Source organism: Limnohabitans sp. JirII-29 (assembly GCF_003063395.1).
In the GTDB taxonomy this organism is placed as follows: Bacteria; Pseudomonadota; Gammaproteobacteria; order Burkholderiales; family Burkholderiaceae_C; genus Limnohabitans.
This window is the reverse complement of the sequence record NZ_NESB01000004.1, coordinates 186,925-199,174: the sequence shown is the minus strand read 5'-3', so window position 1 is coordinate 199,174 and position 12,250 is coordinate 186,925. Positions and strand designations below refer to the sequence as shown.

At 60.6% G+C, this 12,250-nt stretch carries 11 protein-coding genes; 5 read left to right on the top strand and 6 right to left on the bottom strand.

The genetic code is table 11. The annotated features are described in order from the left end of the window. Window positions 1-13: 13 nt before the first annotated feature. A complete protein-coding gene (locus B9Z39_RS08440; protein ID WP_108301371.1) occupies window positions 14-1,147 on the top strand; it encodes an aminoglycoside phosphotransferase family protein in 1,134 nt (377 codons plus the stop codon). Window positions 1,148-1,149: 2 nt separating this feature from the next. Beyond that, window positions 1,150-1,896, top strand: a complete 747-nt coding sequence (locus B9Z39_RS08435) for a 16S rRNA (uracil(1498)-N(3))-methyltransferase (RefSeq protein WP_108301370.1) — start codon at window positions 1,150-1,152, stop codon at window positions 1,894-1,896. Here the strand turns inward: B9Z39_RS08435 and B9Z39_RS08430 are convergent. Genes B9Z39_RS08430 through B9Z39_RS08415 form a run of 4 tightly spaced genes read right to left on the bottom strand, consistent with a single transcriptional unit; the run spans window position 1,883 to window position 8,149 of the window. After that, entirely contained in the window at window positions 1,883-3,352 is a 1,470-nt protein-coding gene (locus B9Z39_RS08430; protein ID WP_108301369.1) for a M20 family metallopeptidase, read from the bottom strand. The two genes, B9Z39_RS08435 and B9Z39_RS08430, sit on opposite strands and share 14 nt — an antisense overlap. A 59-nt stretch (window positions 3,353-3,411) precedes the next feature. After that, window positions 3,412-4,005 carry a methionine biosynthesis protein MetW gene (gene metW, locus B9Z39_RS08425; protein ID WP_108301368.1) on the bottom strand — a complete coding sequence of 198 codons (594 nt, stop codon included), beginning with the start codon at window positions 4,003-4,005 and terminating at the stop codon, window positions 3,412-3,414. Next, a complete protein-coding gene (locus B9Z39_RS08420; RefSeq protein WP_108301367.1) occupies window positions 4,002-5,180 on the bottom strand; it encodes a homoserine O-acetyltransferase in 1,179 nt (392 codons plus the stop codon). The genes metW and B9Z39_RS08420 overlap by 4 nt, the downstream gene beginning before the upstream one ends. 26 nt (window positions 5,181-5,206) lie before the next feature. Next, window positions 5,207-8,149 (bottom strand): DNA topoisomerase III, encoded by a 2,943-nt coding sequence (locus B9Z39_RS08415; protein ID WP_108301366.1) that lies wholly within the window; start codon window positions 8,147-8,149, stop codon window positions 5,207-5,209. Window positions 8,150-8,265: 116 nt separating this feature from the next. Here B9Z39_RS08415 and B9Z39_RS08410 point away from each other — a divergent pair, with 116 nt between their 5' ends. From B9Z39_RS08410 to B9Z39_RS08400, 3 genes are read left to right on the top strand one after another with little or no spacing between them, the layout of a single operon-like run. After that, window positions 8,266-8,796, top strand: a complete 531-nt coding sequence (locus B9Z39_RS08410) for an SET domain-containing protein (protein ID WP_199172957.1) — start codon at window positions 8,266-8,268, stop codon at window positions 8,794-8,796. A 3-nt stretch (window positions 8,797-8,799) separates the two neighbouring features. Continuing rightward, the gene (locus B9Z39_RS08405; RefSeq protein ID WP_108301365.1) at window positions 8,800-9,594 is read left to right on the top strand and encodes a biotin--[acetyl-CoA-carboxylase] ligase; all 795 of its coding nucleotides are present in this window, start codon (window positions 8,800-8,802) and stop codon (window positions 9,592-9,594) included. Between the two features lie 33 nt (window positions 9,595-9,627). Continuing rightward, on the top strand, window positions 9,628-9,858 hold the full coding sequence (locus B9Z39_RS08400) for a hypothetical protein (RefSeq protein ID WP_108301364.1): 231 nt from the start codon (window positions 9,628-9,630) through the stop codon (window positions 9,856-9,858). On the opposite strand, the gene ahpF is transcribed toward B9Z39_RS08400, so the two are convergent. Then, window positions 9,859-11,445: an alkyl hydroperoxide reductase subunit F gene (ahpF, locus tag B9Z39_RS08395; protein ID WP_108301498.1), complete on the bottom strand. Its 1,587-nt coding sequence runs from the start codon at window positions 11,443-11,445 to the stop codon at window positions 9,859-9,861. Window positions 11,446-11,627: 182 nt separating this feature from the next. Beyond that, the gene (ahpC, locus tag B9Z39_RS08390) at window positions 11,628-12,191 is read right to left on the bottom strand and encodes an alkyl hydroperoxide reductase subunit C (RefSeq protein WP_100146527.1); all 564 of its coding nucleotides are present in this window, start codon (window positions 12,189-12,191) and stop codon (window positions 11,628-11,630) included. Between the last annotated feature and the right edge of the window lie 59 nt (window positions 12,192-12,250).

The following is a 12,250-nucleotide window of genomic DNA, read 5'->3' as shown; positions in this document are numbered from 1 at the left end:
ATTTGGATTATCCATGAGCACACCCCCTACCCTCGCGCCTTCGGGCCTTTCTACCTCGGCGACCATCGAATGGTCGCAGCCCGAGCGCCATGCCGCTTTCACCCAATGGCTCAACGCCCAAGTGGCGGTGCATGGCGTGCAGCCCACGACGCTGCGTGCCGCATCGGCTGACGCCAGCTTTCGGCGCTACTTTCGGGTGGACACTTCCGCAGGCTCGTGCATCGTCATGGATGCGCCGCCCGACAAAGAAAACTGCCAGCCCTTTGTGCATGTGGCGCGCTTGATGCAAGACGCACATCTGTTGGTGCCGCGCATCCTGGCGTGGGACGAGCCGCAAGGCTTCATGTTGCTCGATGACTTGGGCACGCAGACCATGATGGAGGTCATCGACCCCACCCAGTCACAAGCCAACCATGGGCTGTACATGCGCGCCATCGATGCCTTGTTGGCTTGGCAGCAAGCCAGCCGTCCAGGCGTATTGCCCGCCTATGACGAGGCGCTGCTGACACGCGAGTTGTCGCTGTTTCCCGATTGGTACTTGGCCCAGCACTGTGGTGTGCAACTCGACACCCAGCAACGTGACATGCTGGCGCGCACCTTTCAAACCATCGTGCAGCGCAACCTCGCGGCACCCTGCGTGTATGTGCACCGCGACTTCATGCCGCGCAACCTCATGATGCCGCACGACCCCAGCGAGCCCCGGTTGGGCGTGCTGGACTTCCAAGACGCCGTCTATGGCCCCGTGAGTTACGACATCGCCAGCCTCATGCGCGACGCGTTCTTGAGCTGGGACGAAGACTTTGTGCTCGACATCACCATCCGCTATTGGGAGCGCGCGCGCAAGCTGGGCTTGCTCGACCACGACGGCTGGTCACAAGACTTCGGCGAGTTCTGGCGTGCGGTGGAGTGGATGGGCTTGCAGCGTCACCTCAAGGTGGCCGGCATCTTTGCACGCCTGACCTTGCGCGACGGCAAACCCAAATACCTGGCCGACGCGCCGCGATTCATCGGTTACATCCGATCCACCGCCAGCCGCTACAGCGAACTCACCCCCTTGTTGCGTTTGATCGACAAGGTCGAAGGCACCGAACCTGCGCTCAGCCTGGCCTATCCCAAGCTCACGCCCCGCTCTGGCGGGGTCGCGTGAGCATGGCGCGTTTTCATTGCCCCATGCCGCTGGCCAGCGGCACCACCCTCGATTTACCTCCCACCGCCGCACGCCATGTGCAGGTGCTGCGCATGCAGCCAGGACACGCGCTGACCTTGTTCAATGGCGAAGGGGGTGAGTTTGCCGCCGAGGTGGAACACATGGGCCGCAGCGATGTGCGCGTGCGTGTGGGCGAACACCATGCCACCGAATGTGACGCCACGCGGCGTGTCCATCTGGTGGTCGGCATGCCCGCCAACGAACGCATGGACTGGTTGGTTGAAAAAGCCACCGAGCTGGGCGTGACCCGCATCACACCCGTGATGACCGAACGCAGCGTGGTGCGCTTGACGGGTGAGCGTGCCGACAAAAAACTCGCGCATTGGCAAGCCGTGGCGGCCAGCGCGTGTGAGCAATGTGGGCGCAACCGCCTGCCGCTGATCGACGCGCCTGAGCGCTTGGACGCGTGGTTAGCCCGCCTTGCCAAGACGCCGCCGCAGGGACCACAGGTGCATGCGGTCTTGTCTTTGCACCCCAGCAGCCAGCCTTTGGGTGACTTGCTGGCGCAGCACAGCGTGGCAGACGAAAGCCTCACCTGGGTGCTGCTCAATGGCCCTGAAGGGGGCTTGAGCGACGCCGAAGACGCCGCCGCCCGCGCTCAGGGCTTTGTGGCTTTGAGCCTAGGGGCGCGCGTGTTGCGCGCCGAGACGGCGGCCTTGGGGGCGCTGGCGCGGCTCACGCTGGCATAGCCGCCATCACCTGCGCCACCGCGGCGGTGAGCTTCTTGGCGTAGGGCACATGCAAAAACTCATTCGGCCCGTGGGCGTTGCTCTTGGGGCCCAGCACGCCGCACACCATCATTTGCGCCTTGGGGAAACCGCGGCTGAGCATGTTCATCAGCGGGATCGTGCCGCCTTGGCCGATGTAGCCACACGGCGCGCCAAAGTGCGCCTGGCTGGCCGTGTTCAAGGCCTGCTCAAACCAAGAGGCTGTGTCAGGCGCATTCCAGCCGTTGGCTGAGCCTTCGGCGTGGAAGGTCACGCGCGCTTGGTAGGGCGCGTTGTCTTCCAGCAGGGCTTTGAGTTCTTGCACCGCTTGCCCAGCATCCACCAGTGGCGGCAAACGCAGGCTGAGCTTGAAAGCGGTGGACGGGCGCAGCACATTGCCGGCATCTTTGAAGGCGGGCAGGCCCTCGGCCCCGGTCACGCTCAGCGTGGGTACCCAGGTGCGCTGCAAGAGCGCTTGCAGCGGGTCTTGGGTCATGGGCAGGGTGACCAGCGTGGCACCGCCACAGTCGTGGTGGGCCCAGGGGAAGCGTTGGTACAGCTCGTCGCCCAGCAGCGCGGCCGTGGCGCGTGCTTGGGCCAAGCGCTCGGGCGGCACCTCCACATGAAAGCTGGCGGGCAGCAAACGTCCGGTGGCGCTGTCTTCCAACCGGTCCAGCACCTGGCGCATGATGCGAAAACTCGACGGCACCACGCCCGATGCGTCGCCCGAGTGCACGCCTTCGCTCAGCACTTCCACCTTCAACACGCCGCTGGCCATGCCCCGCAAACTGGTGGTGAGCCACAGCTGGTCGTAGTTGCCTGCGCCACTGTCAAGGCACATCACCAAGCCGACATTGCCCATCCGCGTGCGCAGTGCGTCCACATAGGGCAGCAAGTCGGCCGAGCCGCTTTCTTCGCAGGTTTCAATCAGGCCCACGATGCGCGGGTGGGTGGCGCCTTGGGCCTTGAGCGCTTGGATGGCAGCAATGCTGGCGTACACCGCGTAGCCATCGTCGGCACCACCGCGACCGTAGAGCTTGCCGTCTTCGTACTTGGGCGTCCAAGGGCCCAGGTCGGAGCGCCAACCGCTGAACTCGGGTTGTTTGTCCAAGTGGCCATACATCAGCACGGTTTCGCTTTGGCTGTGGCTGGCGCGCGTGGCCGCCACCTCAAAGAACAGCACCGGCGTGCGGCCAGGCAAGCGCACGATCTCCAGCGTCAGGCCTGCCACCTGTTGTGTCAGTACCCAATCTGCGGCACGTTGCACCACGGCCTCGAGGTGGCCGTGTTGTGCCCAGTCGGCATCAAACGCGGGTGACTTGGCGGGAATGGCGATGTAGTCGCTGAGCTGGGACACGATGTCGCGGTCCCAGGCTTGGGTGACGGATTGCAACACTTGTGCGCTATTGAGCGCGGCGTTGGGAACTCGGGCATTCATACAAACACTCCTCGCGTGGCAACACGCATCAACAAACCGGTGTGGTGAACGCGTGCGCGTCACCCCCGCTGAAACTTGAACACGGCGGTGCCCGCTCGCAAGTTGGGCCACACCGTCACTCGCGCGCCGTTCTGCAGACCAAACGCGTCCAGCAGGTGCAAGCCGTTTTTGGTGGCCAGCACCTCAAAGTCGGCAAACGTACCCACGCGGATATTGGGTGTGTCGTACCACTGGTAGGGCAGACGCTTGGTCACGGGCATGCGGCCCTGCAACACGCTCAAGCGGTTGGGCCAGTGCGCAAAGTTGGGAAAGGACACGATGCCTAAACGGCCCACACGTGCGGTTTCGCGCAGCATGGTTTCGGCGTTGCGCAGGTGCTGCAAGGTGTCGATTTGCAGCACCACATCAAACGACTGGTCGCCAAACAAGCTCAGGCCTTGGTCGAGGTTGAGTTGCAACACATTCACGCCGCGTTGTACGCAGGCGTGCACATTGGTGTCGTTGAGTTCGACCCCATAGCCGGTGCATCCCCGGTGTTGCTGCAAATGCGCCAGCAAAGCGCCGTCGCCGCAGCCCAGGTCGAGCACCCGGCTGCCATGGGGCACCAACGCAGCAATCGCTTGCAAGGTGAGTAGTTGGGTGTCGTGCGTCATGCGGCACCTCCAGCGTGCACGGTCTCTTGGGCGATGCGGTCAAAGTAAGAACGCACCACGTTCATGTAGCGGGCATCGTCCAGCAAAAACGCATCGTGGCCATGCGGGGCATCGATTTCGGCGTAACTCACATCGCGTTGGTTGTCGAGCAGGGCACGCACCATCTCGCGGCTGCGTGCGGGCGAGAAGCGCCAGTCGGTGGTGAAACTCACCAGCAAAAATTTGGCGGCGGTGCGCGCAAAGGCGGCCGACAAATCACCGCCGTAGCTGCGTGCGGGGTCAAAGTAGTCGAGCGCGCGCGTGATCAGCAAGTAGGTGTTGGCGTCAAAGTACTCGCTGAACTTGTCGCCTTGGTAGCGCAGGTAGCTTTCAATTTGAAACTCCACGTCTTGTGTGGAGTAACGGTAGCCGGTGGCGCTGCCTGCCACGGCGTTTCGAAGTTCTCGGCCAAACTTTTCGTTCATCACATCGTCGCTCAGGTAGGTGATGTGTCCCACCATGCGTGCAATGCGCAAGCCCCGTTTGGGCACCACGCCATGCTGGTAAAAGTGCCCGCCATGAAAGTCGGGGTCGGTCACGATGGCGCGTCGCGCCACCTCGTTGAAGGCGATGTTTTCTGCCGTTAAATTGGGTGCACTGGCCACCACCACGGCGTGACGCACGCGCTCGGGGTGTTGCAGCGTCCAGCTTAGTGCTTGCATGCCACCCAAGCTGCCCCCCATCACGGCGGCCAGTTGGGTGATGCCCAAGGCGTCCAACAGCAGGGCTTGGGCGTTGACCCAGTCTTCCACCGTCACCACCGGAAAGTCCGCGCCGTACACCTGCCCGGTGTCGGGGTGGCTGTGCATGGGGCCCGTTGAGCCAAAACAAGAGCCCAGGTTGTTGACGCCAATCACAAAGAAGCGTTCGGTGTCCACCGGCTTGCCGGGGCCAATCATGTTGTCCCACCAGCCTTCGCTGTGGACTTGGTTCTCGTACACGCCAGCCACATGGTGTGAGGCATTCAAGGCGTGGCACACCAGCACTGCATTCGACTTGTCAGCGTTGAGCGTGCCATAGGTTTCATAAGCCAGCGTGTAGTCGCGCAAGCTGGCGCCGCTTTGTAGTGCCAACGGCGCCGCAAAGTGCATGCTTTGCGACGTGGCGATCAGGGGGGCGTGGGTCTTGGTGGACATGGCGTTCAGACTCGTTGCGTCAACCCTTATTCGCCCACGGGACGCAGGTGCTTGCCCACGATGCCCGCCAGTTCAAACATGGTGACTTGGTCTTTGCCAAACACTTCTTTGAGTTTGGCGTCTGCGTTGATCGCGCGTTTGTTGGTGGCGTCTTGCATGCCGTTGGCCTTGATGTAGTCCCACAGTTTCTTGATCACCTCGGTGCGTGCCACGGCTTCTGTGCCAATCACGGCGGCCAATGCAGCGCTGGGCAAAAAGCCGGCGGTCACTTTGCGCGGCGCTTTGGGTTTGGCCACTTTGTCGGCCTTGATTGCCTTGGCACCCTTGGTGGTTTTGGCGGGGGCTTTCTTGCCAGCGGCTTTGATCAAGGCGTTGGTGGTGGGCGTTTTACCGCCACGCGCCGGGTATTTGCTGGTGCGCGGTTCGAAGGCGAAGTTCACCTTGCCGGCTTCGGGGTCCCACTGCAAAAAGGCCTTGAAGGCGCGGCGTGTGCGCATCGAGACAAACTTGTCTAGCAAGTCGGTTTTGCCTTCACTCAGCAGCTTGGTCATTTGCTCACGTGCCACGGGTTGCTGCAAGATGATCTTGCCGCTCTTGAAGTCGCAGCTCGGTGTGGCTTGTGCATGCGTGGGCACGGCCTTGCTGCACACATAGTTGCTGCCGTGTTCATAGACAGGGCTGCTGCACTTGGGGCAGTTGCCTAAGGTCTCGCTGTCACCAAACTCCACGATCTCACCCGACTCGGCGTTCTTGTCGTCACCAAAGTCGAATTCGAGTTTCCAGTTCTGGTCTTCTTCGCTGTACTTGAGGGCAATCTCAGCGGTGAAGGGCCAGCCCGCTTTGGAGCGAAAGCCGTCCAGCGGACCAATCTTCTTGTCGCGAATGAACTGTTCCACCTCAGCCGCCTCAAAGGTGCGGCCGCCTGGAATTTTGCTGATCGAAAAGCCGCAGCCTTCCGAAGCGCCGTCTTTGCCCACGCAACCATAGCGGCGGTAGTTTTCTTTCACCACACCGCCGCACTTGGGGCAGGGAGTTTGCAAGGTGGCGTAGTCACCGGGGATGGTGTCACGGTCGAACTCTTTGGCTTTTTTGACGATGTGCTCGGTCATGGCCGCAATCTCGCGCATGAAGGCTTCGCGGCTGAGTTCGCCGTGTTCCATCAGCGCCAGTTTGTGTTCCCAGCCGCCGGTCAACTCGGGCTTGGAGAGCTCTTCCACGCCCAAACCACGCAGCAGGGTGAACAGCTGGAAGGCCTTGGCGGTCGGAATCATTTCTCGGCCATCACGGATCAGGTATTTCTCGTTGATCAAGCCTTCGATGATGGCCGCGCGCGTGGCGGGTGTGCCCAAGCCTTTTTCTTGCATGGCTTCGCGGAATTCGTCGTCCTCCACCAGCTTGCCCGCGCCTTCCATGGCGCCCAACAAGGTGGCTTCGCTGTAGCGCGCGGGTGGGCGGGTTTTCAGGCCTTTGGCTTCTACTTGTTCGTTCTTGGCGGACTCACCTGCGGCCAAGGCCACCAGGGTTTTGCCGTCTTCTTCGTTGTCCGAGGCTTCTTGTGCGGCGTCTTTGCCGTACACCGCCATCCAACCGGCGTTGACCAACACCTTGCCTTCGGTGCGGAAGTGGTGGTCCATGCCGGCGGCTTTGACCGTGCTGATGCGTGTGGTCACCATGTACTCGGCGCTGGGGAAGAACACCGCCATGAAGCGGCGCACCACCATGTCGTAGAGTTTTTGTTCGGCTTCAGACAAGCCGCTGGGGGCTTGCAAGGTGGGGATGATGGCAAAGTGGTCGCTGACCTTTTTGTTGTCAAACACCCGTGGCAGTTTGCGCACGTAGTTGTTGTTCAAGGCCACCAAGGCGTGTGGCTCCAGGTGTTTCATGCCGCTGTCGGCCAGCATCTCAAAGGTTTGTTTCACCACTGGCACATAGTCTTCAGGCAGGTGGCGTGAATCGGTCCTCGGGTAGGTCAAGGCCTTGTGGCGTTCGTACAGGCTTTGCGCCAGTGCCAGCGTGGTTTTGGCGGAGAAGCCAAAGCGGCCGTTGGCCTCGCGTTGCAGCGAGGTCAAGTCAAACAAGCCGGGGCTGGCCTTGGTGGTGGGCTTGCTTTCTTCGGTGACCGTGGCTTGCTGGTGGCGCACGGCATCGGCAATCGCCAAGGCTTCGGCTTCGCTCCACACACGGTCGTGCTTTTTCTCGGCGTCGTCGGCGTCTTTTTTGTGTTCGGGGTTGAACCATTTGCCAGGATAGCTGCCAGCAGCCACCTGAAAGCTGCCGTGAATTTCCCAATAGTCACGGCTGACAAACTTGCGAATTTGTTCTTCACGCTCCACCACCACGCTCAGCGTGGGCGTCTGCACGCGGCCTACCGTGGTCAAGAAGAAGCCGCCTTCGCGCGAGTTGAACGCGGTCAGGGCACGGGTACCGTTGATGCCCACCAGCCAGTCTGCCTCCGAGCGGCTGCGCGCAGCGTCGGCCAGACCTTGCATTTGTTTTTCAGAGCGCAGTGAGTCAAAGCCATCGCGAATGGCTTGTGGTGTCATCGATTGCAACCACAAGCGTTTGACGGGTTTGTCCAGCGGCTTTTTGCCACCGGCGTATTGCTCGATCAAGCGAAAGATCAATTCGCCTTCACGGCCCGCGTCACAGGCGTTGATCAAGGCGGTCACGTCTTTGCGTTTGGCCAACTTGACCACCGCGTTCAAGCGGCTTTTGGTTTTCTCGACAGGCTTTAAATCAAAGTAGGGTGGAATGACAGGCAGGTGGGCAAAGCTCCATTTGCCGCGCTTGACGTCAAATTCTTCGGGCGCTTGGATTTCGACCAAGTGGCCCACAGCGCTGGACACCACATAGGTGTCGCTTTCAAAGTGATCGTCGTGCTTTTCGAACTTCCCCGCCACAGGCGTGAGTGCGCGCACGATGTCTTGCGCGACCGAAGGTTTTTCGGCGATCACGAGGGTTTTGCTCATTTCAAAGGTCCTTAGAAAACTCACCACTACAATTTGCGCTTCTCGCGCGTGCGCGCATGCACACGCGCCTGTGCGCACATGTGTGCGTACGTATTTAAGTTAACAGAGTTTTGACCGTGTCCAAAAATACCCCCGCTCCCGTCACCGGCCGCCGCATTCAAACCCGACGTTCCGGCGTGCACGGCAAAGGGGTGTTTGCCCTGACCGACATCGCCGAAGGCGAAACCATCATTGAGTATGTGGGCGAGATCATCACCTGGAAAGAGGCTTTGCGTCGCCACCCGCACGACCCCAAAGACCCCAACCACACCTTCTACTTTCACCTCGACGACAAGCATGTGATTGACGCCTTGTACGGCGGCAACTCCTCGCGCTGGATCAACCACTCGTGCAAGCCCAATTGCGAGCCCGACGAGGTGGAGGGGCGCGTGTTCATCAAGGCCTTGCGCAACATTGCCGCGGGGGAAGAGCTGAACTACGACTACGGCTTGGTGATTGACGCGCCGCTGACCGACAAACTCAAAGCCGAATACCCCTGCTGGTGTGGTGCCAAGAAATGCCGTGGCACCTTGTTGGCATCAAGCCAACCCAACAAGCGCGAGCGCCGTGCCCAGAAAAAAGCCAAGCAGGCCGACAAAAAGCATTGACCCATGATCTGGCCCGCTGAAGACCTGTGGCAAGCCTTGGTGGCTTGGCAACCCGGCTTGACGGTGGAGGTGCTGCCCCAGATCGATTCCACTAACACCGAGCTGATGCGCCGTGCGCGTGCGGGCCAGAACGATCCCGTGCTGTTGGTGGCCGAAGCACAAACGGCGGGACGGGGTCGCTTGGGGCGCCCTTGGCATGGCCAGGCGGGCGACGCGCTCACTTTCTCTTTGGGCTTGCCCCTGATGCCTCGCGACTGGTCGGGTTTGTCGCTGGCAGTGGGCTTGTCTTTGGCGCAGAGTCTCGACCCCGAGGGTGTGCTGGGTGTGCGCTTGAAGTGGCCCAACGACTTGTGGGTGGCCCAACCTGGCACGCCGGGTGGTTGGGGCAAGCTGGCGGGTGTACTGATAGAAACCGCTTTGACGGCAAGTGCTGCCCCAGATCAACCCCGCTACTGCGTGGTGGGGGTGGGCATCAACATCGCGCCGCCAGTTGCGCCGGAGCTGTCCACCGCACCCTTGGGCTTGCAAGAGTTGTCACCGCAGGCCACCGCCCCCAGCACCTTGGCGCAAGTGGTCTTGCCTTTGTTGAAAACCTTGTTGGCGTTTGAGCGCGAAGGGTTTGCCCCCTTGCAAGCGCTGTTCAACGCCCGTGATGCACTGCACGATATGCCTGTTCGTCTGAGCGATGGCCGTGTGGGCACGGCACGTGGTGTAGACCTGGATGGTGCGCTGCGCGTGGACACGGCACAAGGGCGCGAACGCATCACCAGCGCTGAAGTGAGCGTGCGGCTTCAGTGATGCTGTGATGAAACGAAAACAAAGGCAACACCCATGAACCCTTCTTCTTTTTGGCGCAATGCAGTTGTTGTGTTGGTATTGGTCAACGTGTTGTTTGCGTTGTGGACGGGCGGCTACCTGGGCTTTTTGGGGCTTGACCCCAACCCTGTGCGCGAGCCCGAGCGCCTAGACAACCAAGTGGCGCCTGAGGCGGTGCAAATCAAAGTGCCTGGCACCGTCGCGCCGCAAGAGGCGGCCCCTGCTTCGGCGGCTGCCTCGCAATGATCAAGCCGTGACGGCAGCCGCGGGCGTGACCACGGGCTGGCGAATCAGGTAATCAAACGCGCTCAACGCGGCTTTGGCACCTTCGCCTGCGGCAATCACAATTTGCTTGTAGGGCACGGTGGTCACATCGCCCGCGGCAAACACGCCAGGCAGGTTGGTGTGGCACTTGGCATCCACCACGATTTCTCCGAACTTGCTCAACTCGATCGTGCCCTTCAAGAACTCGGTGTTGGGCACCAAGCCGATTTGCACAAACACGCCAGCGAGTTCGATGTGGTGCAGCGCTTCGTTGGCGCGGTCTTTGTAGCTCAGGCCCGTGACTTTTTGGCCGTCCCCGGTGATCTCGGTGGTTTGCGCGTTGACGTGGATGCTCACATTGGGCAGGCTCTTGAGCTTGCTGACCAACACCGCATCGGCTTTCAAGGCGTCGGCAAACTCCACCAAGCTCACATGCGCGACCAGACCAGCCAAATCGATGGCTGCTTCCACGCCGGAGTTACCGCCGCCGATCACCGCCACGCGCTTGCCCTTGAACAAGGGGCCGTCGCAGTGGGGGCAATAGGCCACGCCTTTGTTTTTGTACTGTTCTTCGCCCGGCACATTGACATTGCGCCAGCGTGCGCCGGTGGACAAGATCACGCTGCGTGCAGACAGCACGCCACCGTTGACCATGTGCACCTGTGTCAATCCGCCAGGCGTGGTGGCAGGTACCACCTTCGCGGCGCGTTGCAGGTTCATGATGTCCACTTCGTAGTGGCGCACTTGGGCTTCCATTGCGGCGGCCATTTTGGGGCCGTCGGTTTCCAACACCGAGATGTAGTTTTCAATCGCCATGGTGTCGTTGACTTGGCCCCCAAAGCGCTCTGCGGCCACACCCACACGAATGCCTTTGCGTGCCGCATACACCGCAGCGGCAGCACCGGCCGGGCCACCGCCCACGATCAGCACATCAAAGGGCTCTTTCTCATTGAGCCTGGCGGCTTCACGGGCTTCTGAATTGGTGTCGAGCTTGGCCACAATTTCTTCCACACCCATGCGGCCTGAGCCAAATACTTGGCCGTTCAAGAACACCATGGGGACAGCCATGATTTGGCGTTCTTCCACTTCCTTTTGGAACGCGCCGCCTTCGATCACCACGGTTTTGACTTTGGGGTTGACGATGGCCATGAGCGAGAGCGCTTGCACCACGTCTGGGCAGTTGTGGCAGCTGAGGGACATGTAGACCTCGAAGTTGAAATCACCCTCGAGCGTTTTGATGCTGTCAATCACGTCTTGTTCTACTTTGGGCGGGTGACCACCGGTCCACAACAGGGCCAACACCAGCGAGGTGAACTCGTGGCCTAGGGGCAATCCTGCAAAGCGCACACCTTGACTCTCGCCTTCCCGAACAACCGCAAATGAAGGTTTGCGTGCATCTGTGCCCGAAGTGTCGAGCGTGACTTTGTCAGACAAGCCCACGATGGTGTTGAGTAACTCCGCCATGTCTTTGCCGGTTTCACTCTCGTCCAAGGATGCGATCAGACGGATGGGCTGGCGCAGCAATGCGAGGTATTGCTGAAGTTGGGCTTTGAGTGTGTCGTCGAGCATGGTGTTCTCCTGTTTCGGGGTGCAAAAGCCCCAGGCCATGCACGGGGGTGCTGACCTTGGTGATGAATCGGGGTGGGGTTCGCTGGGTACAGCGCACGCCAACTTGTGGCTGATGTGCGCTGCGCTCAACGCCCTGCGGTCGCAGGGTGTTTGTATGCTGCCCTGCGCTGGCAGGGTTGTTCTTAGATCTTGCCGACCAAGTCGATCGAAGGAGCCAAGGTCTTCGCGCCTTCTTTCCATTTGGCTGGACACACTTGGCCTGGGTTGGCGGCGGTGTATTGAGCGGCGGTCAGTTTGCGCAGTGTTTCAGACACGTCACGTGCGATCTCGTTGGAGTGAATTTCCATGGTCTTGATGACGCCGTCTGGGTTGATCACGAAGGTGCCGCGCAGTGCCAAGCCTTCGGAATCAATGTGCACGCCAAAAGCGCGTGTCAGTTGGTGGGTGGGGTCGCCCACCAATGGGAACTTGGCTTTGCCCACGGCAGGCGATGTCTCGTGCCACACCTTGTGCGAGAACTGGGTGTCGGTGGTGACGATGTAAACCTCGGCGCCGGCCTTTTGGAAAGCCGCATAGTTGTCGGCCGCATCTTCAATTTCTGTGGGGCAGTTGAAGGTGAAAGCAGCAGGCATGAAAATCAACACAGACCACTTGCCTTTGAGGCTGGCTTCGGTCACTTCGATGAATTTGCCGTTGTGGAAGGCGTTGGCTTTGAAGGGTTGAACTTGCGTGTTGATCAGAGACATGAGAGTTTCCTAGGTGAAGTTGATGAAAGCTATCGAATGAGAAGAACTCATTGAGCGAA